Source organism: Streptomyces sp. NPDC048277 (genome assembly GCF_040652235.1).
Taxonomy (GTDB): domain Bacteria; phylum Actinomycetota; class Actinomycetes; order Streptomycetales; family Streptomycetaceae; genus Streptomyces.
The window spans coordinates 156,307-178,578 of the sequence record NZ_JBEZLQ010000017.1; the positions used below are offsets into that span (position 1 = coordinate 156,307).

A 22,272-nucleotide genomic window follows, 5' to 3' on the forward strand; every position below is an offset into this window, starting at 1 on the left:
CTTCGGTGAGCGGTCCATCAGTAGGCCCCCGTTCCGCGCACCACCACGGCCCCGGTGCGCGCCAGGATCGACAGGTCCAGGCCCATCGACCAGTTGTCCACGTATCCGAGATCGAGCCGGACCGCCTCGTCCCAGGGCAGGTCGGAGCGTCCGCTGACCTGCCACAGTCCGGTCAGGCCGGGCTTGACCAGCAGCCGGCGTTTGATGTCCGCCGAGTACTCCTCGACCTCCTCGGGCAGCGGCGGCCGGGGGCCGACGAGCGACATCTGGCCCTTGACGACGTTGACCAGCTGCGGGAGTTCGTCGAGCGAGCTGCGGCGCAGGAACGAGCCGACCCGGGTGATCCGCGGGTCCTCCTTCACCTTGAACAGCAGGCCGTCGCTGTTCTCGTTGAGGTGCTCCAGTTCCGCGCGCAGGGCCTCCGAGTCGGGCCGCATGGTGCGGAACTTCAGCATGGTGAAGTGGTCGCCGTACCGGCCCACCCGCTGCTGCCGGAAGAGGGCGGGGCCGGAGCTGTCCAGCCGGACGACCAGGGCGATCAGCAGCATCGGCAGCGCGAGGAGGAGGAGCAGCGCGGCCGCGAGGGAACGATCCAGCAGTTCCTTGGGGAGCCGGGAGATCCGGGAGAGGTTGGGCGGTTTGATCCGCACCAGCGGCACCCCGTTGGTGGGCCGTACCGCCAGCCGGGCGGCGGCGACGTCGGTCAGCACGGGGGCCAGCAGGAAGTCGACGCCCTGCACGGCGGCGGTCCAGGACATCCGGCGCAGGACGGAAGCGTCGAACTCGGGCGCGGGCAGCACCACCACGGTGCTGATGCCGAGGGCCCGGACGACGTCGTTCATGCCGCCGACGCCGCCGAGGGCGGGGAGCCCCAGCTTGCGGATCTCCCGGGCGTTCTCGGGGTCGGTCAGGCACACCCCGGCGGCCTGGAGCTTCGGTGTGCCGCCGCGTCTGAGCACCGTGACCAGCTCCGCGATGCCGCGCGACGGCCCGACCAGGAGCGTCGCGCTCCCGTCCTGGCTGCGGGCCCAGCGCCGGTGCAGCCGGCGGCGCAGCGTGTACCGGCCCGCGAGGGCGATCGCGGCAGCGGGCACCGCAGCCATGATCATGTCATGAAGGAGATCCGAATCGCGGGTGAACAGCCAGTACGCGGCGGCGGCGAGCGCCGGCAGCGCGACGGCCCCGCGGAGCACCCGCCGGTACTCCTCGGTTCCCAGACCGAGTGTGCTGCGGTCGTAGGAACGGTGGGCCAGCATGGCCACGATCCAGGTCGGGGGCAGCACCAGGGCCACCGCCCAGCGGCCGTAGGCCGCGTGGATCAGGAAGGCCGCGGCGACGGCCGCGAGGCCGTCCGCGACCAGCAGGACAATGCGGTACTTCCGTTCCCAACGTCTTCGGCGGCCCTGTGGAAGTCTGCGTTCCACGACCGATTGCTCATGCGTGACCTCAATGGTCATGCGCCCCCCACCACATGCGGCTAACCCTGACCGAAGTGCCCTGGACACAGCGGCACTGGAAAGCGAGGGAGCTTCGGCGGTTCCCCAACCGCCTCATGCCCCCGGCATGCTGGTACGTACTGGTTGTTCTGAATGTTCAGATCCGTTCAACTGCCGGTCCGTGACGTGCAGTCAAGAACGAGTTCCCCACCCAAACCGGTCCGGCGGCCATCAATCTAGACCACGCGGCGCAGTCTCGGGAACAGTTGGACGAAACACATGTCGCAATAGTGACGCCGACGGCATACTGCCCCCGTGACGAGCATCGTGATCCCGGCCCACAACGAGGCCCGAGTCATCGGCCGACTCCTCGATTCGCTGTTGGCTGATTCCTCACCCGAGGGCGACGCCGACATCGTGGTCGTATGCAATGGCTGCACCGACGACACCGCGCGGATCGCGGCCGAACGCGGCCCGCGCGTACGGGTGGTGGAGATCCCCGTGCCCTCCAAGCACGCCGCGCTGCGGGCCGGCGACGACCACGCGCGCGGCTTCCCGCGCCTCTACGTGGACGCCGACGTCGTGATCACGGGGGCCGACGTACGGGCACTGACCGAGCCCCTGGACGACGAGGCCTCGGGCGTCCTCGCCACCGCCCCCGAACGACGGATCCCGCTGGTCTCCTGCGCCTGGCGGGTGCGCGCCTACTACCGGGTGTGGCAGCGGCTGCCCGTCGTACGCGAAGGGCTGTTCGGGCGGGGCGTCATCGCGGTCTCCAAGGCCGGGCACACCCGGATCGCCGCGCTGCCGCCGCTGATGGCGGACGATCTCGCCGCGTCCCTCGCGTTCACCCCGGAGGAACGGCTCGTGGTCGGCGCGGCCGGTGCGGTGATCCAACCGCCGCGCACCTGGCGGGACTTGATCAAGCGGCGCGTCCGGGCCATGGTGTCCACCGCCCAGGTCGAGCAGCACCAGGGGCCGGAAGGTGCCTCGGCGCGCACCAGCAAGGCCGACCTGACAGCGCTGCTCCGCCGGGAACCGGGGCTCTTCGTGGCCGTCCTGGTCTTCGTCGGCGCGGCGGTCGTCGCCCGCAGAAAGGCCGAAAAGGCCATCCGGGCCCAGGACTTCGGCACCTGGCTGCGGGACGAGAGCAGCCGGCAGAACTGACCGCACCCGACCTGGAGTTCCTTTCTTGTACCTCACCGACCGCTCCCAGCCTGCCCAGGCGGACACCGACCGGGACCGAAGACGCGGGCCGGGGCGCAGGGTCGCACCCGTCGTGCTGGTGCTGGGCACGGTCAGCCTGATCACCGACATCTCCTCGGAGATGGTCACCGCCGTCCTGCCGCTGTACCTCGTCACCACGCTCGGCTTCAGCCCGCTGGGGTTCGGCACCCTCGACGGCGTCTACAACGGCGTCAGCGCCCTGGTCCAGCTCACCGGCGGCCACCTCGCCGACCGCATCCGCAACCACAAGCTGCTGGCCGGGCTCGGCTACGGCCTGTCCGCGCTGTGCAAACCGCTGCTCCTGTTCGCCGGCAGCATCGGCACCCTCGGCACGGTCCTCGCCCTGGAACGGACCGGCAAGGGCCTGCGCACCGCCCCGCGCGACGCGATGATCTCCCTGTCCACCCCGGCCGAGAGCCAGGGCCGCGCCTTCGGCGTGCACCGCGCGATGGACACCACCGGCGCGATGCTCGGCCCGCTGGCGGCCTTCCTCATCCTGCGCGCGGCGACCGACGGCTACGACGCGGTGTTCGGCGTGAGCGCGTGCGTCGCCGCCCTGGGCGTGGTCGTCCTGGTGCTGTTCGTGCCGGGCAGGGCGAAGGGCCCCGGGGCCGAGGAGGAGGCCGCCGGGGAGGCCGGCGGGAAGGCCGCGGAGGGGAACGGGCCGACCGCCAGGCCGCCGGTCCGCGTCCGCGAGGCGCTCGAACTGCTGCGCATCCCCCGGCTCCGCGCGCTCGCCGGCTGTGCCGCGCTGCTCGGGCTGACCACGGTCAGCGACGCCTTCGTCTACCTGCTCCTGCAGCGGCGGGCCGGCGTCGGCGAGCAGTGGTTCACACTGCTGCCGCTGGGCACCGCCGTGGTGTTCCTGCTGCTGGCCGTGCCCGTCGGCGCGCTCGCCGACCGCATCGGACGGCGCACGGTGTTCCTCGCCGGGCACGCGGCCCTGCTCACCGCCTACGCACTCCTGCTCTGGGCCCCGGCCACGCCGGTTCCCGTCCCGCTCGTCCTCGCCCTGCACGGCACGTTCTACGCGGCCACCGACGGGGTGCTCCCGGCCGCCCTCGCCGGCCTCGTGCCCGAACAGCTGCGCGCCAGCGGCCTCGCCATCGTCGGCACCAGCCAGGCGCTGGCCCGGTTCTGCTGCTCGCTGGCCTTCGGCGCCGCCTGGACGGTGTGGGGCGACGGCCCGGCGCTGGCCGGCTCGGCGGTCGGCCTGCTGTGCTGCGCGGCCGTCGCGGGCCTGGTGCTGCGTCCGGCGGGCGGGACCCGATGACCACCACAGCCACCCCGAAAGCCACCGGGAACCAAGGGAACCAGATGACATCCATGCGCCGCCGTCTGCTCGTACTCCTCGCGGCGGTCCTGGTGCTCGCCGGCCTGGGCACCGGCGTGGTCCTGCACGCCGCCGCCCGCGCGGACCAGGCGAACCAGCCGCACGCGGGCGACCCCACGGTCAGCGCGGGCAGGCTGACACTCGCCCAGAAGAGCCGCCTGATGTTCGTCAACGCGGCGGCCGGCCCGCACCGCACCGCGGTCGCCTCGGTCCCGTCGGCCGACCCCGGGGGCGGCCGGACCGCCTCCGACCTCAAGTGCGTCCGCTTCTACGCGGCGGCCGGCACCGGCGTCTGCCTCCAGTCCAACCCCGGCGTCCTCAAGCAGAGCAACCGCGCCCTGCTCCTGGACGCCGACCTGCGCACCAGGCGCACCTTCCCGCTCGCGGGCACCCCCAGCCGGGCCCGGGTCTCCCCCAGCGGCCGCTTCGTCGCCTGGACGGTCTTCGTCTCCGGCGAGTCCTACGCGTCCGCGTTCTTCTCCACCCGGACCTCGGTCCTGGACACCCGCACCATGAAGCTGACGCCCAGCCTGGAGACCTTCTCGATCATCAAGGACGGCAAGCCCTACCACGCCTCGGACATCAACTTCTGGGGCGTCACCTTCGCCACCGACGACGACACCTTCTACGCCACCCTCAACACCGCAGACAAGACCTACCTGGTGCGGGGTTCGCTGTCCCGGCGTACGGTCACCACGCTCGTGGAGAACGTGGAGTGCCCCTCGCTCTCCCCCGACGGGACCCGGGTCGCCTTCAAGAAGCGGGTGCTGTCCCGTACCGACCTGTGGCACGAGTACGTCCTCGACCTGCGCACCCTGCGCGAGACACCGCTCGCCGAACGCCACAGCGTCGACGACCAGGCCACCTGGCTGGACAACCGCACCGTCGCCTACGCCCTGCCCAGCGACGGCGACGTCAAGAGCACCGACCTGTGGAGCGTCCCGGCCGACGGCACCGGAAAGCCGAGCCTGCTGATCGCGGGCGCGTCCTCCCCGGCGCCGCTGTAGACGCGGGCCGGCCGTCGCCGGTCAGGGCAGGGTCCAGAACCGGACCGTGACGAGATAGAAGACGACGGCCCAGCAGACCATCGCGGCCGCGACCACGCCCAGGCCGCGGACGTTGCTCCGGACCGCCGGTTCGTCCGGCGGCGGCCGCAGCCAGCGCCCGAGCAGCGGGTTCACGTAGTAGGGCATGGTCAGGAAGCTCATGATGAAACTGGACAGCAGGTTGCCCACCAGCAGGCCGATCCAGAGCCGCAGATGCAGCGGGGACAGGGCGAGGGTCAGCAGCACGACGGTCGGGTACAGGCCCACCCAGATGGCGAGCGAGGTCCTGGTCTCGGAGGGCGGCGGCGGTGCGTCCTTGCCGTTGCCCCCGAAGGCGAACCAGCTGCCGAAGGAGTTGTCGATCGTCCGCAGTCTGAAGTCGCTGAACTTCTCGCCCTCGGCCAGGGCCTGCTGCCGTTGGGGTGACGTCAGCCAGGCGTCGAGGTGCTCGGCGCTGTCGTAGCGGTACAGCGTGGTCCATTCCTCCTGGAGCCCCTCGATGGGGCGGAAGATCTCGCTCCCGCGGAACCCCTCGAACTTGCTCTCCTCCTGGACCATGTGCTGCTGCCATGCGAGGAAGTCGTCGACCTGGTTCGGGTGGACGCGGTGGGTGACCACCACGGTGACCAGCGGGTCCAGTTCCTGGGTGCCGCTGCTGACCACCTGCTGGGTCGCCGGGCCGTCGAAGTACTGGGCGCCGACGTCGAGATACGTCGCCCTGGTCCCGCTGTTGATCCACGCCTGCAGATGCGCCACCGAGTCGAACCGGTACACGATGACCCAGTCCGGCTGCAGCGGTGTCGGCCGGGAGATCTCGGCGCCGAGGAAACCGGGGTAGTAGGCGGCCGCGGTGTTCAGGCCCTCCTGCCACTTCTCGAACTCCCCGTCCCTCCCGGCGAGGACCTTCTGGCCGATGATCGCCGTCGCCGCGGCGGCCACGTTCTTCTCGGTGTTCATGGCGGCTCAGCCTGCCGACACCGACTGCTCCGCGGGGAGCCGGCCGTAGATGCGTTCCGGAGTCAGCGGCAGCGCCCGGTAGCGGACGCCCGTGGCGTCCTGCACCGCGTTCGCGAGCGCGGGGGCGACCGGGTTGATACAGCACTCCGCCATCCCCTTCGCCCGCATGGGCCCCACCGAATCCGCCGAGCCCACCAGGAGCACCTCGGTACGGGGGATGTCCGCGTAGGCGGGGATGCGGTAGTTCCGGAGGTTCGGGTTGACCATGACGCCGTGTTCGTCGACGTGATGGTTCTCGGTGAGCGCGAAGCCGATTCCCTGGGCGACACCGCCCTCTATCTGTCCCCGGACCTGCGCCGGGTTGATGATCACCCCGGCGTCCGCCGCCTGCACGCTGTACAGGATCCGGATCTCCCCGGTCACTCGGTGCACGGCGACCCGGAACCCCTGGGTGTTGGAGGTGACGCTCCGGGGCGAGCCGTACGCCTTGCGCGCGGCCGTGAAGCGGATGCCACGTCTGCGGGCCAGCGCGACGAGTTCGGCCAGCGACACCCGCCGGTCCCCGCAGACGACCCCGTCGTCGTCCATCGTGCACATCACGACATGGACGCCGGTGTGCGCCGCCGCGAAGTCCAGGATGCGGTCGCGCACGGCGCCCGCCGCCCGCAGGACCGCGTTGCCCGCCACGAAGAGGCCGGCGCTCGCGAAGGCACCGGTGTCGAATCCGGTGCGGTCGGTGTCGGACTGCACCAGACGGATCCGCGACGGCGTCGTGCCCAGCTGGCTGGCCGCGATCTGGACGTGGGCCGTGGAGGTGCCCTCCCCGAACTCCACCGTCCCGACCGCCAGTTCGTAGACGAGATCGTCGCCCAGCGTGACCCAGGCCTCGGAGAGGTGTTCCGTCGGGGGCGCGGTCTCGTGCAGGGAACTCGCCGCACCGGCCCCGACGAGCCACTCCGGGCCGGGGGGCGGCCGGTCGGCGGTACGGGCCAGGGCGGCGCCCACCAGGTCGATGCACTTGGCCAGTCCGTCCTCGGTGAAGATGACGTCGTCGGGACCGTCGTGCAGGGCGACCAGGGGCTCGCCCGGCCGCACGACGTTGCGTCTGCGCAGTTCCAGCGGGTCCATGTGGAGGGCGCGGGCCAGTTCGTCCATCGCCGACTCCACGGCGAACGCCGGCTGTGTCATCCCGTAGCCGCGCAGCGCCCCGCTCGGCACGGTGTTGGTGTAGACGGAGTACGCGTCGTACTTCTTGTTGGGGCAGCGGTAGATCATGACGGCCGCGCCGCCCGCGTAGAGCGTCTCGCCGCCGTGGTTGCCGTAGGCGCCGGTGTTGGACACGTTGCGTACCTGGAACGCGGTGAGTGTTCCGTCGTACCTCGCGCCGAGCCTGACCGTCAGGGTCATCGGATGGCGTGGCGAGGCCGTGGTGAACTCCTCCTCGCGGGTGAACTCGAGACAGGTGGGCCGTCCGGTGTCCAGGGTGGCGAGCGCGACCAGGTCCTCCGTGATCACTTCCTGCTTGCCGCCGAATCCGCCGCCGACACGCTTGCAGAACACCCTCAGCTGGTCCGGGCGCAGCGCGAACAGGTACTCCAGTTTGACCTTCGCGATCGACGGTGACTGCGAGCTGGTGCGGACGTTCAGCCGCCCGTCCTGCATCCAGGCGATCGAACCATGGGTCTCCAGGTGCGCGTGCTGCACCCGCGGTGAGAAGTACGTGCCTTCGTGGATCACGTCGGCCGCGGCGAATCCCGCGTCGATGTCGCCGATGTGCGAGTGGAGTTCGATCAGGATGTTGCGGGCCGGGTCGCGGACGAACGGATCGTCGGAGCCGTGCAGTCGGGGCGCGCCGTCGGCCATCGCCGCCTCGGGGTCGAACACCGCCGGCAGCACCTCGTAGTCGACCGCGAGGCGCCGGCAGCCCTCCTCGGCCGCCCCGACCGTGTCGGCCAGGACCGCGGCGACGCGCTGGCCTGCGAAGCGGACGGTGTCGTCGAGGACGTAGGTGTCGTCCGGGTCGACCAGGTGGTCGGTGTGGATCGCCGTGGTGAAGCGTCTGCGCGGCACGTCCTGCCAGGTGTAGACCCGGTGCACGCCGGGCACCGCGAGGGCGGCGCTCCTGTCGATCGAGAGGATCCGCGCGTGCGCGTGGGGCGAGTGCAGCACCTTGAGGTGCAGCATGCCGTCGATCCGTGTGTCCATGGTGAACTCGGCGTGCCCGGTCACCACGTCGTGGCCCGCGGGCGCGCCGACGCTCGTCCCGACGGCCTTGCCCGGTGCCGCCGTCTCCAGCGCGCCGACGCCCTTGACGGCGTCCTCGATCGCCCGGTATCCGGTGCAGCGGCAGAGGTTGCCCTTCAGCGCCCGTGGCAGGTCCGCCTTCTGTTCCTCGGTGAAGGTCGCCGACGTCATGATCATCCCTGCGGTGCAGAAACCGCACTGGAACCCCGGGGCGTCCTCGAACTGCCGCTGCACGGGGTGCGGGGCGCCGGGCCGTCCGAGGCCCTCGATCGTGGTCACCTCACGGCCCTCGGCGCGGAACGCGGGGGTGATGCAGCTGTGCACCGGTGCGCCGTCCAGCCACACCGTGCAGGCGCCGCAGTCGCCCGCGTCGCACCCCTTCTTGACGCCGAAGTGGCCGAGTTCGCGCAGGAAGGTGCGCAGGCACTGGCCGGGGGCCGGTTCCCGGTCGAACTCCCTGCCGTTCACGAGGTAGTTCATGGCAGGTCCCCAGCCGTGAGTTCGCGGCGGATCTCCTCGGCGAAGTGCCGGGCCAGATGCCGACGGTGGTCAGGGGTGCCGTTGGGGTCGGCGAACCAGACGTCGGCCGGCACGGCGTCGATGCTCTGCCGCAGCGTTCGGGCATCGGGCAGGGAGGCGAAGGCGATACGGACCGGCCGCGTGGTGCCGGCGGTGACGGTGAGCAACAGGTCGTTCGCTCCCGGCCGTTGTGTGCCGACGAGGAACACCGTCGAACGGCCGAGCCGGGTCAGCGTGAAGCGACGGTGCGCGGTGCGCTTGCGCAGCGCGTGCTCCGGAACGGTGATGCGCCGCAGGACCTCCCCGGGGGCGAGGACGTTGCGGTGGTCGCCCGTGACGAAGCCGACGGCGTCGACGAAGCGTACGGAGCCGTCGGACGCCCACAGTTCGTACCGCGCCTCCAGCGCGACCGTCAGCGTGATCATCGGGCCGGCGGGCAGGGACATACAGATGTTGCCGCCGACGGTCGCCGCGTTCCAGACCTTGAACGAGGACAGGAACGCCTCGCAGCCGGCCCGGAAGAGAATTCCGGCCGTCCACCGCTGCGGCCACGCGAAGGCGTACAGGTCGCGAACGGTGCAGGTGGCGCCGATCTCCAGGCCCTCGTCCGTCGGGACAAGGGGCTCCCAGCCCAGCGCCGTCAGGTCGATCAGCCGCCGCAGGTCCGGCTGTTCCGTGGAATAGAGCCAGGTCCCGCCCGCGAGCCAGGCGTCGCCCTCGTGCCAGTCCGCGCCCGGGCGCTCGGACGGTCGCCGGACTATGTCGGTGATGGTGTTGAGGTCCATGGAAGCCGGCCTACGGGAGAACGGACCCGCCGTCCGGGGCGGCTGAGCCGCGAGGGACGGGCGGGCGCACAGAGACTCCGTTGACAGCGTATCCCAGCAGGCGAACGAGGGCCCGGCCGAGCGGCCGGCAGCCGAGCATTGGTCCACACCTGTCCCGAAGCAGTGAATCGATTCGACCCGGAGCTGTCAATGCCTCAACTGGCTTCTGGTGCACCAAAGTTCGCGACGGAGTGGACGTATTGACACCCCGTTGCCGGGCACCCATCATCGGTGCCACTTCGGCGGGGCGCCTCACCCACTCACGATCCATCGGGCCCAGGCCGTCGTACCGGACTTTTTTGAATCGATTCAGACGGCTACCACGTTCCACAGGCCCTCCGGGAGGTACCCATGCACCGCCGCCGTCCCCCGCTGAACCGTCCCTCCCGCCGCCGGCGCCTCCTCGGTCTCGCCACGACCGTGGCGGCCGTGCTGGCCACGTCTCTCGCGCCGTCCGCCGACGCGTCGCCCGAAGCCACGGCGGCGTCGGCGACAGCGACAGCGACAGCGACAGCGACAGCGACAGCGACAGCGACGACCAGAGCCGAGGCGCAGGCCGACGCCGACAATTACTCACCGACCTCGCGCACGGTCCAGCCGACTGCCGTGTACACCACCTCCGGCACCGTGGCGAACCCGCAGAACGTCCTGAGCGGGCAGCCGACCCGGATCTCCGGCTCGCAGTCCGCGGTGACCCTCGACTTCGGCAAGGAGGTCGCCGGTCTGGCAACGTTGTCTTTCGGCAGCACCAGCGACAGCGCCCAGCGCGTCGGCCTGGCCTTCAGCGAGTCGTCGCTCTACGTGGGCAACAACAGCGACCGGAGCAGCGGCCGCGACGGCGAGGACGGGGCCCTCTACGGCGCGGCGCCCGCGAACGGCACGTACACCATGCCCACCGCCCAACTGCGGGGCGGCTTCCGCTATCTGACGGTCTTTCTCGACAGTGCGGGCTGGGTGGACCTGAAGGGTGTCACCCTCGCCTTCACCGCGGCCCCGGGAAAGAGCGACCCGGCCGACTACGCCAACTACTTCCACTCCAGCGACGATCTGCTCAACCGCATCTGGTACGCGGGGGCGTACACCGTGCAGCTCGACACGATCGCCTCCGACCAGGGCCGCGCCTGGCCCCCGCCGGCCTCGGCCTGGGACAACAGCGCCACCGTCGGTGTGGGTGACTCCGTCCTGGTCGACGGCGCCAAGCGCGACCGTACGGTGTGGCCCGGCGACCTGGGCATCGCGGTGCCCACGCAGTACGCCTACTCGGGCGACCTCGCCTCGACCCGCAACGCGCTCACCACGATGTACGACGCGCAGTCGGCGGACGGTGAAATCCCCTGGTCGGGCCCGCCGTTCAACCTGACCGGCTCGGACACGTACCACACCTGGACGCTGCTGGGCACGGCCACGTACTACACCTACTCGGCCGACCGCGCCTGGCTGGACTCGGAATGGGCCAACTACAAGCGCGGGATGGCCTTCATCACGAACAAGATCGACGCCAACGGCCTGCTGAACGTGACCCGTACCCAGGACTGGGCCCGGGTCGGCCAGGGCGGCGAGAACATCGCGGCCAACGCGCTGCTGTACGCCGCGCTCAGGTCCGGCGCCACCCTGGCCGCGGTCGAGGGCGACAGCGCGCTCTCCGCGAGCTGGACCGACAAGTCGCTCGCCCTCAAGGCCGCGGCGAACTCCCTGCTGTGGGACGCCTCCAAGGGGATGTACAAGGACAACCCCAGCAGCGCCCTGTACCCGCAGGACGGCAACTCGCTCGCCGTCTGGTACGGGCTCACCGACTCGACGGCGAAGACGCGGAGCATCGTCACCGGACTCGGGACCCGCTGGGGCGCCTACGGCCCGACCACTCCCGAGTGGGGCAGCAACGTGTCGCCCTTCGCTGGTGGGATGGAGCTGAACGCCCGCTTCACCGCCGGTGACGACTACGGCGCGCTGGCCCAGATCCGCCGCACCTGGGGCCACATGCTGAACAGCGACATCGGCACGAAGAGCACCTTCTGGGAGGGCGTCAAGGCCGACGGCGGCCTCGCCTACGGCGGTTCGTTCATGAGCCTGGCCCACGGCTGGTCCACGGCACCCACCTCGACGCTCACCTTCGACGTGCTGGGCACCGCGCCGGTGTCGGCGGCCGGCGCGTACCGCTTCGTCCCGCACCCCGGCGATCTGACCAGTGCCGAGGGCAGGATCACCATGCCCCAGGGGGCCGTCGAGGCGTCCTGGTCCCGCGACCCCGCCGCCGGCACCTACTCCGCGCAGCTCACCAGCCCCTCCGGTACGAGCGGCGTCATCGGCGTCCCGAAGTCCGGCGGCGGCAGCGTCTCGGTGTCCGTGAACGGCACCGCCGTCTGGCAGGGCGGATCCTTCACCGCCGTCCCCGGCATCACCGGCGCGTACCAGGACGACACCTACGTCTACCTCACCGGTGTCGCCCCGGGCAGCTACACCGTGACGGCCACCGGCCTCGGCAATCCGGCCGCTCCCGCCGAGCCCGGCACGAGTGCCCTGCGGGCGGGCTTCAGCCGGTGCGCGGGCGAGGGCGGTACCTGCTCCTTCAGCGGCACCCGTGCGGTGGCCTACGGGGCCGGGACGTACACGTACAAGACGGTGGCCGACGGCACCGCCTGCACCAACGACTCCTTCGGCGGCGACCCGGCGGAGGACGTGCTCAAGTCCTGCTACGTCGCCGACGCGGGCGGCCCGCCCGGATACACCGCGTGCGCGACGGAGGGCAACAGCTGTTCCGTTCCCGGCTACAACCGCGACGTCGCCTACGGCGCCAACGGCAACTTCGCGTACCAGGTCACCAACGGTTCCGTCAGCTGCGCCAACGCCCACTTCGGCGATCCCGTCGACGGCGTCGCCAAGTCCTGCTACCTGCCCCCGGCAGGCGGCCCGCCCGGCTACACCGCCTGCGCGACGGAGGGCGGCACCTGCCCGGCCGCCGCGGGACAGCCGGTCGCGTACGGCGCCTACGGCGCGTTCCGCACGATCACCGCCACCGGGGACACCCCGTGCGGCAACGGCGCGTTCGGCGACCCGATCCCCGGCGAGTCGAAGACCTGCTACACCGCGACCGGCGGCCCGGCCGGTTACGCCACCAGTTGCTCCGACGAGAACAGCACCTGCGCCTTCGCCGGACTGCAGACCGTCGCCTACGGCGCCCGGGGCGTCTTCGTCTACAAGTCCTTCACCGGCGGCACGAGTTGCACGACGACGGCCTTCGGCACCGATCCGCTGCCCGGCGTACGCAAGAGCTGCTACCTCACCCCCTGAGCCACACCCCGCACCGATCCGGCCCGGGGCACCCCGCCGCCCCGGGCCCACCACCGAGACCGAGAACGAGCACGGCGCAGGACGTCGATCTGTACACGCAACACCTGACCTACGGGTTCTTCCGGGCGGGGAAGGCCGTACGCGCCCCAGGCCGCCTTCTTCTCCGAGATGTTCGCGACCCGGATGCGCTACTCCGGCGCCTCCGTCGCCGCCGGGGCACCGGCCCCCCCTCATCGCCACCGCGCTCCTGTCCGGCTACGGCAGCTCGACCCCGATCGCCCTGTACGTGATCGCGGCTTCCCTGATCACCCTGGTCGCGCTGGCCGCGGCGAGGGAGACCCGGCAGCGGAGAGCGCGCCGCTGGTCCCGGCCGGGGATCAGCGGCGCTCTGTTGGCGCCCCCAACCGGTGTAGGCGCAGGGCCAGTTGGACCTCCAGGGCGCGGGCGGGACGCTGCCAGTCGTCGCCGAGCAGGCGGGCCACCCGCTCCAGTCGCTGGGCCACCGTGTTGACGTGGACGTGGAGTTCGTCCTTCGTGCGGGCCGGGCTCATCCCGGAGGTGAAGTACGCGTCGAGGGTGCGCAGCAGATCCGTGCCACGCCGTTCGTCGTACGCGACGACCGGGCCGATGGTGCGTTCGACGAATCCGGCGACGTCGCGTTCGCCCGCGAGGAGCAGACCGAGGAAGCCGAAGTCCTCGGCGGCGGCGCCGTCCCCGGCCCGGCCGAGGACGTTCAGTGCGTCGAGGCAGCGGCGGCCCTCGGCGTAGGCGACGGCCACGGTGTCGGGACGGGCGGCGAGGTCGGCGACGGGGGCCGAGGCGCCGACGGTCACCGGCTGGTGGACGGCGGCGCCGAGGTGGCGAGCGGTGCGCCTGGCTACGCCGGTGGCGGTGTCACCGGCGTGGAGGGGCAGCAGCAGGACGGTGCCGCCGTCGCGGGCGGCGGCCAGGCCGTGCCGGGTGGTGGCGAGGTGGGAGGCGGCCGACCAGAGCCTGCGACGGGCGGCCGCCTCGTCCCCGGCGTCGTCCGCCCGCTCTTCCAGCCGCGCGGCCAGCACGACGTGGGCGGCGTCGAGGTCGGCCTGCAACCGGGCCGCACGGTCGCGCAGTTGGCGCGGGTCGCGGTCCCGGGCGTCGAGAAGGTCGTCCAGCAGTTCGCCGCGCACGCGCTGTTCGGCCTCGGCGGCGGAGCGGCGGGCCAGCAGGAGCAGCGAGGTGACCATGGCGGCACGCTCCAGGGTGCGCTGGTCGACCGGGTCGAGGTCCGGACGGCCGCGCAGCACCAGCGCGCCGAGGAGTTCGCCGCCCGCGGCGACCGCGGCGATCCAGTCGTCGCGGTGCCGGACCGCGTGCCCTTCCGTGCGCGACGTCTCCAGCGACCGGGTGTCGGCGGTGTCGGTGAATTCGACGGTGCCGTCGAGGATCTGGGAGACGGCGGCGGCCACGTCGTGGACCCCGCCGCCGCGCAGCACGAGTTCGGCGAGCCGGTCGTGGACGTCGGAGGCACGTTCGATGACCGCGCTGCGGTCCTTGATGATCTCGTTGGCCCGCTCCAGGCCGGCCATGGCCGAACGGGTCTCCGTGAGCAGGTTGGCCGTGTCGATGGCGGCCGCGGCGAGCGCGGCGAAGGAGCCGAGAAGCGCGATCTGCTCCCGTTCGAAGACCCGCGCCCGCCGGTCCGCCGCGAACAGCACGCCGATGACGTGCGGCCCGAGCATGAGGGGCACGCCGAGGATGGCGACCAGGCCCTCGTCGCGCACACCGGCGTCGATGGTGAGGGTGTGCCGGAAGCGGTCGTCCTTGAAGTAGTCGTCGGTGACGTACGGCCGCGCGGTCTGGGCGACGAGCCCGCCGAGCCCCTCCCCCAGGCCGAGCCGCAGTTGCTGGAAGCGGGCCGCGACCGATCCCTCGGTGACCCGCATGTAGGTGTCGCCGCGCGCCGGGTCGTTGAGGCTCAGATAGGCGACGTCCGTGCCGAGCAGCGAGCGGGCGCGCTGGACGATCGCCTGGAGCACCGCGTCCACGTCCCGCAGTCCCGCCAGGTCGTGCGCGGTCTCGAACAGTGCGGACAGTTCCGCCTCGCGCCGCCGTCTGCCCTCCAGCTCGGTGCGGACCCGCAGCGCGAGGAGCTTGGCCCGCTCCAGCGCGGCGATCCGCTCCGGCGGCCCGCCCTCGGCGCGGGCGACCAGGACCGGCTGCTCGTACGACTCCGCCGAGGCGCCTTTGGCCAGCAGTTCGAGGTACGGCAGCTCGGTGTCCCCGGGCGCCCTGGCGGCGCCCTCGTCGAGGGCGACGGCCGCTGCTGCCGGGGCCGGCCTCCTGCCGGACTGCACGTGATCGCGAGACATGGTCACAGGATTCCGCATCGTCCCTCCGGCCCGTCGGGCCTGTGGAAAACTCGCGGACCGAGGGGTACCGGGCCGTTCAGTGGGCCGTCCAGCCGCCGTCGAGCACCAGCGAGGTGCCCGTGACGAAGGACGCCCGGGGAGCGCAGAGGTAGGCCACGGCCTCGGCGACCTCCTCCGGTTCGATGAGCCGTTTCACGGCGCTGTCGGTCAGGAGGATCTCGGACAGCACCCGCTCCTCGGGGATGCCGTGCGCCCGGGCCTGGTCGGCGAGCTGCTGCTCGACCAGCGGCGTGCGCACATAGCCGGGGTTCACACAGTTCGAGGTCACCCCATGGGGTGCACCCTCCAGGGCGGCCGTCTTGGACAGGCCTTCCAGACCGTGTTTGGCGGCCACATAGGCGGACTTGTAGGCGGAGGCGCGCAGCCCATGGACGGAGGACACGTTCACGATCCGTCCCCAGCCCTGCCCGTACATGTGGGGCAGGGCGCCCCGGATGAGCCGGAAGGGTGCCTCCAGCATCACGGTCAGTACGGTGTGGAAGACGTCCGGCGGGAACTCCTCGATGGGGCGCACCAGTTGGATGCCCGCGTTGTTGACGAGGACGTCGGCGCCGGCGGCGGCGCGTTCGGCCGCGTCCAGGTCGGTGAGGTCGAGGACGTACGGCTCGACGGCACCGCCCGCCGGGCCCGGCGCCCGCCCCGCCTGCTCCACGAGCTCGGCCAGCCCCGCCGCGTCCCGGTCGACGGCTCGGACCCGGGCGCCGGCCGCCGCGAGGCGCAGCACGCAGGCGCGGCCGATGCCACCGGCGGCGCCGGTGACCAAGGCGGTACGGCCTTGTAGGTCGAGGGTGGGGGCGTGCGCGCCGGGGCGGGTGCTGGACGAGCTCATGGTCCGACCCTAGGTGGCCCCCATCGGGGACCCCATAGGGTCAGCGCACATACTTCAGCCGAAAGTCGTAGCGTCGAACCATGTGGGTGCGTCCGACATGGCTTGCTTGATCCGGAAGAGGCCGAACTCGTTCAGTTCCGGCAGGGCGTCCGCGGCGAACCAGGCCACTTCCAGCGACTCGTCGTCGTTGACGCGTGCCTCGCCGCCGACGGCCCGGCAGCGGAAGGTGATGTCCATGTACTGGCAGACGTCGCCGTTGGGGTAGGTGACGGGGTTCAGCGCCTGGACGAGGACCACCCGCTCGGCGACGCAGCGCACCGCCGTCTCCTCGAAGACCTCCCGTACGGCGCAGGCCGCGGGCTGCTCCCCCGGATCCGGGATGCCGCCGATGACCGACCACTTGCGGGTGTCCGTGCGCCGGCCCAGCAGCATTCTGCCCTCGTCGTCGAAGACGATGGCGGTGATCCCGGGCAGCCACAGCAGCTGGTGGCCCGCGGAGGCCCGGATCGCGCGGATGAAGTCAGGAGTAGCCATGGCACCGACCCTAACGGGCCGGTTCCCCGCGACCGGCCGATGCCATGGGGCGTACGACGGGTGTACGGCTACGCGTCACCGGCGCGCCGACCGCGCACTCCGGCCCCGATCGCCCAGCCGACGCCGCCCGCGGCGACCAGCACCAGGGCGATCTCGGGCAGGATGCCCAGCTTGGTCGCGGGCGTCTCGGAGGTGCGCAGCGGGACTTTCTGGACCAGGTAGGCGGGCACGAACATGCCGGTCTTCTGGGTGATCCTCCCGTCCGGCATGATGATCGCACTGACGCCGCTGGTCACCGGCACGGTGACGGTCCGGCTGTGCTCGACCGCGCGGATGCGGGACATGGCGAGCTGCTGGTAGGTCATCTCGCTGCGGTCGAAGGTGGCGTTGTTGCTCGGTACGGAGATCAGCTCGGCGCCGTGGGTGACGGTGTCCCGCACGTCCCAGTCGAAGGCGGCCTCGTAGCAGGTGGCGAGGCCGACCTTGGTGCCGTCGATGTCGAAGACACCGGGCTTCGTGCCCCGGCTGAAGTCCTGGCGGACCATGCTGGTCCAGTTCTTGTTGATCGCGCCGACCAGCCCGCGCAGCGGGAGGTACTCGCCGAAGGGCTGGATCTGCCGCTTGTCGTAGGTCGCCGTCGGGCCCTTGACCGGGTCCCACAGGATCTGCTCGTTGAGCAGCTTGCCGCCTCGTTCGACGACACCGCCGACCGAGATGGGCACGCCCATCGCCTTGGATGCCTCGTCGATCACGGCGGCCGCGTCGGCGTCGGCGAACGGGTCGACGTCGGAGGAGTTCTCCGGCCAGAGCACGAAGTCGGGCTTGGCGGCCTTGCCCGCCTTGACGTCGGCGGCGAGCTTCAGCGTCTCCTTCACGTGGTAGTCGAGCACCGCCTGCCGCTGCGCGGCGAAGTCGAGCCCGGCGCGCGGCACGTTGCCCTGGATGACCGCCACGGTGACCGAGCCGTCCTGCGCCTTGTCGCTCACCAGGGCCCGCGCGGCGACCGCGCCCACCACGGGGACGGCCACGCTCAGCAGCGCCACGGCCGCCGCCCCGCGCCGGATCTCACGCGTCCGGCGCCCCTCGACGACGAGGCGCCCGACCTCGTAGAGACCGAATCCGCACAGGACGACCGCGAAGCCGAGCACCGGGGTGCCGCCCAGCGCGGCGAGCGGCAGGAAGACACCGTCCGCCTGGCCGAAGGCGATCTTGCCCCAGGGGAAGCCGCGGAAGGGCGCACGCGCGCGTGCGGCCTCTCCGGCGATCCATATGGCGGCCGCCCACATAGGCCAGGCGGGCAGCTTGGACACGGCGGCCACACCCACGCCGACCAGCGCGATGAAGATCGCCTCGATGGCCACCAGCGCGAGCCAGGGCCCGGGACCGACCTCGACGCCGGTCCACACCAGCAGGGGCAGCAGGAAGCCGAGGCCGAAGACATAGCCGAGGCCGAGGGCCGCCTTCCAGGTGCGGCCGCGCAGTACCCACCCGAATCCGGCGAAGGCGGGCAGGGCCAGCCACCACAGGGTGCGGGGCGGGAAGCTGACGTACAGCAGCACTCCGCTGAGCGCGGAGGCGACGGCCGGGACCAGACGGCGGAGCAGGCGCAGGCCGCGCGCACGGGGCGAGGGGCGCGGCGTGAGCTGGTCCGACTGGTCCACGGAGGTTGCGGTGACGGTCACTCCGGGAGTGTACGGCGGTTGACCTTGCGGCCGACAGCACGGTCTCGTCATGCAGGAATCGCACCGTTCCCGCTCAAGTCGTCCACAAAACGGGCATCAGCGGTTACCGTGAGCCGAGGCGGACGGCGGGGCCCGCCACAGGTCGGGGGACCGGGTACGGGGGGCGACTGGTGGGGTCGACCGGGATGACGTCCACTGCCGGTACGGAAGCGGACAGCGACAGACGAAACGTTTCTGACACGGTGGGCGTCGTGGTGCTCGGGGCGTGTGCCGTGTGGCCGCTGATCTCGGCGGCCGGGCGTGACGGACGGCCCGAGGGGGTGCTGCTGGCGGTGCTCGCCGTGGCCGCCGGCTATGCCGCCGGCCGGATGTCCGGGGCGCTGCTGCCGGTGGCCGCGCCCTGCGTCGGCGCACTGGCCGGGCTGGGGCTCGCTGTGGCGATGCCCCATGTGGCACCGGGCCCCCAGTTCACGACTCCGCTGGGCCATGCCGGTGCCGTCGCGGCGCTGCTCGCCCTCGCGACGGGCAGCGCGTGCTGCGCCGCCTGGGCGACACCGGTTCCGGCGCTGCGGTTCGGATTGCGGATGCTGGCCGCCGGGATCGCGGTGGCCGGGGCCGCCATGGGCTCGGCGGCCGGGTGCGCGGCGAGTGCCGCCGTTCTGCTCTGCTCCCTCGCCGCCGGCCGGATGCGCCACCGCGGACCGGGCATCGCGGGGCTGACCCTGGCGGCCGCGCTGGTGACCGGCACGGTGTGGGCGGTCGCGGCGAACGTCCTGCCCGCGGGGCCCGCCTCCGCCCTGGGAGGCCCGCTCACCGAGCACCGTGTCCGGCTGTGGCGGGACGCCCTGGGTCTCGCCCACCGGAACATCGCCCGGGGCATCGGACCCGGGCGCTTCGGCGAGCTGAGCGGCACCGCGTCCCAGTCCCTGCAGCCCGACGGCAAACCGCACTCCGCGCCCCTCCAGCAGGCGGCGGAACAAGGCCTGGCCGGTGTCCTTCTGCTGGCCTGCGTGTTCTGCTGGATCCTCTACGCCCTGTGGCGCTCGCCCCGCTCCACACCGGTCGTCCTCACGGCGGGCGCGGCGCTGACGGCACTGGCCGTGATCGCCTCGGTGGGCGACGCGCTGAGCTTCACGACGGTGTCGGCGGGGGCGGGCCTGTTGGCGGGCCTGGCGACGGCGCGGCCCTGGGTGGCGGGTGCCCCGCCGAGCTGAGATGTCTTCCGGCCACATGGGGGGCCGCGCCATACGCCGTTGCCCGCCGGGTCAGTGCGCGGCACCCGGTGTGATCGTCCGCAGGCGTTCCCTGATGACAAGGACCGCCGACTCGGCGTTGTCCACGGTGATCGTGAAGGTGTGGCCGTCCCACAGACGCAGGACGATGCCCTCGCCACGACGGACGACGACGGCCGTGCCCTTCTCGGGGCGCCAGCGGTAGCCCCAGCCACCCCAGTGACGCGGGGTGATCTGCGGGGTGAAGTCCGCGCCGGCCACCTCGGAGAGCGGAATACGACGGCGCGGTACTCCTATATGACCGCAGCGGACTTCGAGGCACTCCTTGTCGAGCCTCAGATCGACGTGCACGAAGGCGAGGGTGCCGAAGAGGACCAGCAGTCCGGCGGCGATGCAGCCCACGACCGACATCGCCAGCGGGGCGATGCCCGAGGTCCAGGCGGAGTCCACGGCGAGTTCGATGCCGAGCGCCATGCAGGCCGCGCCGACCAGTGCCAGCAGCCACTGGACCCGGTTCGTGGCGCGCCCGGTCCAGACTTCGGGGGATGAGGCGTCCTCGTCCGGGGAGCGGTCGTGGGAGTGGTCCCTCATGTCTACGAGATTACTCAGGTTTCGCTGCGCGGGTACCGCGTCGCGGAGGGTGACTGCTCATCGGAGGTACGCCTGGCCCCGAAGGGTTCACTGGGACGCGGCGGGGCTGACCGTCCGCAGCAGGCGGCCCTCGGCGTAGCTCAGCGCGGCCTCGGGCAGCTCGCCCTCACGGCCGTTGAGCAGGACCGTCACCGTACCGGTGGCCGGTGCGTCGGGGGCGGGGCGGGCGCCGATCCGGCGCAGCGCCTGGGCGGCCACCGCGCCCGCTGAGCCGTGCAGGGCAAGAGGCGCGGCGCCGGGACGCTGCACGGCGGCGCGGATACGTTCCGCCAGGAACTCGTAGTGGGTGCAGCCCAGGACGACGGTCGTCACATCGGCCGGGGTCAGTTCGGCCGCCGCGGTGACGGCGGCGTCGATGGCCGCCTGGTCGGCGTGCTCCACGGCCTCCGCGAGACCCCAGCAGGGCACCTCGCTGACCGGCACACCGCCGGCGAAGTCCTCGATGAGGCCCCGCTGGTAGGCACTGCCCGTGGTCGCGGGGGTCGCCCAGATCGCGACGCGACCGCCGCCGGCGGCGGCCGGTTTGATCGCCGGGACCGTGCCGATGACCGGGATACCGGGTTCCAGGTGGGCGCGGAGTGCGGGCAGGGAGTGCACGGTCGCCGTGTTGCAGCCGACGATCAGCGCCTCGGGCCGATGGGCCGCCGCGGCCTCGGCGACCGCCAGGGCGCGCTCCGTGACACCCTCGGGGGTACGCGGTCCCCAGGGCATGCCCTCGGGGTCGAAGGAGAGCACGAGATCCGCGTCGGGGCGCAGCCGCCGTACCGCCGCGCCGGCCGCCAGCAGCCCGATTCCGGAGTCGATGAGCGCGATCTTCACCCGGCCACGATAGACGATGGGCCCTTGGGAGCCGGTCCGGTGGGGCAGACTGCGCGCGTGAGCGCCATCGCGTGGACCGCCGCCGTATCCCTCGCCGCCTGGCTGTGGCTGCTGCTCTGCCAGGGCTTCTTCTGGCGCACCGACGTCCGGCTGCCGCCCCGGCGGGATCCCGAGGACTGGCCGGATGTGTGCGTGGTCGTGCCGGCGCGGGACGAGGCCGCCGTGCTGCCGCTGGGTCTGCCCTCGTTGCTGGCGCAGGAGTATCCGGGGCGGGCGGAGGTGTTCCTGGTCGACGACGGCAGCACGGACGGCACCGGGAAGCTGGCCCGGGAGCTGGCCGCGCGCCACGGCGGGCTGCCGCTGACCGTGGACTCGCCCGGCGAGCCGCCGGCGGGCTGGACCGGCAAGCTGTGGGCGGTACGGCACGGCATCGCCCTGGCACGCACGCGTGGCCCCGAGTATCTGCTGCTGACGGACGCGGACATCGCACACGAGCCGGACAGCCTGCGGCTGCTGGTGGCGGCCGCGCGCACCGGGGGCTTCGACGTGGTGTCGCAGATGGCCCGGCTGCGGGTGGAGAGCCGGTGGGAACGGTTCGTGGTCCCCGCGTTCGTCTACTTCTTCGCCCAGCTGTACCCGTTCCGCCGGATCGGCCGTAAGGGCTCGCGTACGGCGGCAGCGGCGGGCGGCTGTGTGCTGCTGCGCGCCGACACGGCGGAGAGGGCGCGGATCCCTGACGCGATCCGGCACGCCGTGATCGACGACGTGGCGCTGGCCCGCGCGGTGAAGGGCGCCGGAGGCCATGTGTGGCTCGGGCTCGCGGACCGCGTGGACAGCGTGCGCCCCTATCCGCGGCTGCACGACCTGTGGCGGATGGTCTCGCGCAGCGCGTACGCGCAGCTGCGGCACAACCCGCTGCTGCTCCTCGGTACGGTCGCCGGTCTCGCACTCGTGTACCTGGTGCCCCCGGCGGCGGTGCTCACGGGAGCGGTCACCGGCGACACGGCGGCGGCCCTCGTCGGCGCCGCGGCCTGGCTGGTGATGACGGCGACGTACGTGCCGATGCTCCGCTACTACCGGCAGCCGCTGTGGCTCGCTCCCCTGCTGCCGTTCACCGCCTTCCTCTACCTCCTGATGACGGTCGACTCGGCGGTGCAGCACTACCGGGGGCGCGGGGCGGCCTGGAAGGGGCGTACGTACGCGCGTCCCGACGCGGTGGGCGACGAGGGCTGATCTCGTTCCC

Annotated in this window: 16 protein-coding genes and 1 pseudogene; 7 read left to right on the forward strand and 10 right to left on the reverse strand. The window is 72.1% G+C overall.

Translation table 11 applies throughout. The features are described 5' to 3' along the window. Nucleotides 1-17: 17 nt before the first annotated feature. Nucleotides 18-1,457 (reverse strand): exopolysaccharide biosynthesis polyprenyl glycosylphosphotransferase, encoded by a 1,440-nt coding sequence (locus AB0D85_RS32540; RefSeq protein WP_362328169.1) that lies wholly within the window; start codon nt 1,455-1,457, stop codon nt 18-20. A 294-nt stretch (nt 1,458-1,751) separates the two neighbouring features. Between AB0D85_RS32540 and AB0D85_RS32545 the strand changes: the two genes are divergently transcribed. From AB0D85_RS32545 to AB0D85_RS32555, 3 genes are read left to right on the forward strand one after another with little or no spacing between them, the layout of a single operon-like run. Next, the gene (locus AB0D85_RS32545) at nt 1,752-2,603 is read left to right on the forward strand and encodes a glycosyltransferase family 2 protein (RefSeq protein WP_362328171.1); all 852 of its coding nucleotides are present in this window, start codon (nt 1,752-1,754) and stop codon (nt 2,601-2,603) included. Nucleotides 2,604-2,628: 25 nt separating this feature from the next. Continuing rightward, nucleotides 2,629-3,936 (forward strand): MFS transporter, encoded by a 1,308-nt coding sequence (locus tag AB0D85_RS32550; protein WP_362328173.1) that lies wholly within the window; start codon nt 2,629-2,631, stop codon nt 3,934-3,936. A gap of 44 nt (nt 3,937-3,980) precedes the next feature. Continuing rightward, a complete protein-coding gene (locus AB0D85_RS32555) occupies nt 3,981-5,003 on the forward strand; it encodes a TolB-like translocation protein (protein ID WP_362328175.1) in 1,023 nt (340 codons plus the stop codon). A gap of 21 nt (nt 5,004-5,024) precedes the next feature. Here the strand turns inward: AB0D85_RS32555 and AB0D85_RS32560 are convergent, their stop codons facing one another. Genes AB0D85_RS32560 through AB0D85_RS32570 form a run of 3 tightly spaced genes read right to left on the reverse strand, consistent with a single transcriptional unit; the run spans nt 5,025 to nt 9,547 of the window. Beyond that, nucleotides 5,025-5,999: an antibiotic biosynthesis monooxygenase gene (locus AB0D85_RS32560; protein ID WP_362328177.1), complete on the reverse strand. Its 975-nt coding sequence runs from the start codon at nt 5,997-5,999 to the stop codon at nt 5,025-5,027. A 6-nt stretch (nt 6,000-6,005) separates the two neighbouring features. Beyond that, a complete protein-coding gene (locus AB0D85_RS32565) occupies nt 6,006-8,723 on the reverse strand; it encodes a molybdopterin cofactor-binding domain-containing protein (protein ID WP_362328179.1) in 2,718 nt (905 codons plus the stop codon). Next, nucleotides 8,720-9,547, reverse strand: coding sequence for an FAD binding domain-containing protein (locus tag AB0D85_RS32570; protein WP_362328181.1), 828 nt, complete (start codon nt 9,545-9,547; stop codon nt 8,720-8,722). Before AB0D85_RS32570 ends, AB0D85_RS32565 begins: the two co-directional genes overlap by 4 nt. 390 nt (nt 9,548-9,937) lie before the next feature. On the opposite strand from AB0D85_RS32570, the gene AB0D85_RS32575 reads away from it, so the two are divergent. Beyond that, a complete protein-coding gene (locus AB0D85_RS32575) occupies nt 9,938-12,874 on the forward strand; it encodes an alpha-L-rhamnosidase (RefSeq protein WP_362328183.1) in 2,937 nt (978 codons plus the stop codon). A gap of 138 nt (nt 12,875-13,012) precedes the next feature. Further along, nucleotides 13,013-13,223, forward strand: a pseudogene (locus tag AB0D85_RS32580) (MFS transporter); the annotation flags it as partial. Between the two features lie 28 nt (nt 13,224-13,251). Here AB0D85_RS32580 and AB0D85_RS32585 read toward each other — a convergent pair. The 4 genes from AB0D85_RS32585 to lnt all read right to left on the reverse strand — a co-directional run bounded on the left by AB0D85_RS32585 (nt 13,252) and on the right by lnt (nt 18,327). Beyond that, nucleotides 13,252-15,222: a GAF domain-containing protein gene (locus AB0D85_RS32585; RefSeq protein WP_362328185.1), complete on the reverse strand. Its 1,971-nt coding sequence runs from the start codon at nt 15,220-15,222 to the stop codon at nt 13,252-13,254. A 76-nt stretch (nt 15,223-15,298) separates the two neighbouring features. Further along, nucleotides 15,299-16,111: a 3-hydroxybutyrate dehydrogenase gene (locus AB0D85_RS32590; protein WP_362328187.1), complete on the reverse strand. Its 813-nt coding sequence runs from the start codon at nt 16,109-16,111 to the stop codon at nt 15,299-15,301. 54 nt (nt 16,112-16,165) lie between these two features. Continuing rightward, nucleotides 16,166-16,645, reverse strand: a complete 480-nt coding sequence (locus AB0D85_RS32595) for an NUDIX domain-containing protein (protein WP_362328189.1) — start codon at nt 16,643-16,645, stop codon at nt 16,166-16,168. Nucleotides 16,646-16,713: 68 nt separating this feature from the next. Continuing rightward, nucleotides 16,714-18,327 (reverse strand): apolipoprotein N-acyltransferase, encoded by a 1,614-nt coding sequence (gene lnt / locus AB0D85_RS32600; protein ID WP_362328191.1) that lies wholly within the window; start codon nt 18,325-18,327, stop codon nt 16,714-16,716. 185 nt (nt 18,328-18,512) lie between these two features. Here lnt and AB0D85_RS32605 point away from each other — a divergent pair, with 185 nt between their 5' ends. After that, a complete protein-coding gene (locus AB0D85_RS32605) occupies nt 18,513-19,541 on the forward strand; it encodes a hypothetical protein (RefSeq protein WP_362328193.1) in 1,029 nt (342 codons plus the stop codon). A 51-nt stretch (nt 19,542-19,592) separates the two neighbouring features. On the opposite strand, the gene AB0D85_RS32610 is transcribed toward AB0D85_RS32605, so the two are convergent. Further along, on the reverse strand, nt 19,593-20,150 hold the full coding sequence (locus AB0D85_RS32610; RefSeq protein WP_362328195.1) for a hypothetical protein: 558 nt from the start codon (nt 20,148-20,150) through the stop codon (nt 19,593-19,595). Between the two features lie 87 nt (nt 20,151-20,237). Beyond that, nucleotides 20,238-21,029 (reverse strand): aspartate/glutamate racemase family protein, encoded by a 792-nt coding sequence (locus AB0D85_RS32615; RefSeq protein ID WP_362328197.1) that lies wholly within the window; start codon nt 21,027-21,029, stop codon nt 20,238-20,240. 57 nt (nt 21,030-21,086) lie between these two features. On the opposite strand from AB0D85_RS32615, the gene AB0D85_RS32620 reads away from it, so the two are divergent. Next, a complete protein-coding gene (locus AB0D85_RS32620; protein ID WP_362328199.1) occupies nt 21,087-22,262 on the forward strand; it encodes a glycosyltransferase in 1,176 nt (391 codons plus the stop codon). Nucleotides 22,263-22,272: the final 10 nt, after the last annotated feature.

What these genes read in the sequence shown, in the direction of transcription:
- AB0D85_RS32540 (WP_362328169.1), bottom strand. Translation starts at nt 1,457, where the DNA reads ATGACCATTGAGGTCACGCATGAGCAATCGGTCGTGGAACGCAGACTT.
- AB0D85_RS32555 (WP_362328175.1), top strand. Translation starts at nt 3,981, where the DNA reads ATGACATCCATGCGCCGCCGTCTGCTCGTACTCCTCGCGGCGGTCCTG.
- AB0D85_RS32560 (WP_362328177.1), bottom strand. Translation starts at nt 5,999, where the DNA reads ATGAACACCGAGAAGAACGTGGCCGCCGCGGCGACGGCGATCATCGGC.
- AB0D85_RS32565 (WP_362328179.1), bottom strand. Translation starts at nt 8,723, where the DNA reads ATGAACTACCTCGTGAACGGCAGGGAGTTCGACCGGGAACCGGCCCCC.
- AB0D85_RS32570 (WP_362328181.1), bottom strand. Translation starts at nt 9,547, where the DNA reads ATGGACCTCAACACCATCACCGACATAGTCCGGCGACCGTCCGAGCGC.
- AB0D85_RS32575 (WP_362328183.1), top strand. Translation starts at nt 9,938, where the DNA reads ATGCACCGCCGCCGTCCCCCGCTGAACCGTCCCTCCCGCCGCCGGCGC.
- AB0D85_RS32585 (WP_362328185.1), bottom strand. Translation starts at nt 15,222, where the DNA reads ATGTCTCGCGATCACGTGCAGTCCGGCAGGAGGCCGGCCCCGGCAGCA.
- AB0D85_RS32590 (WP_362328187.1), bottom strand. Translation starts at nt 16,111, where the DNA reads ATGAGCTCGTCCAGCACCCGCCCCGGCGCGCACGCCCCCACCCTCGAC.
- AB0D85_RS32595 (WP_362328189.1), bottom strand. Translation starts at nt 16,645, where the DNA reads ATGGCTACTCCTGACTTCATCCGCGCGATCCGGGCCTCCGCGGGCCAC.
- AB0D85_RS32605 (WP_362328193.1), top strand. Translation starts at nt 18,513, where the DNA reads ATGACGTCCACTGCCGGTACGGAAGCGGACAGCGACAGACGAAACGTT.
- AB0D85_RS32610 (WP_362328195.1), bottom strand. Translation starts at nt 20,150, where the DNA reads ATGAGGGACCACTCCCACGACCGCTCCCCGGACGAGGACGCCTCATCC.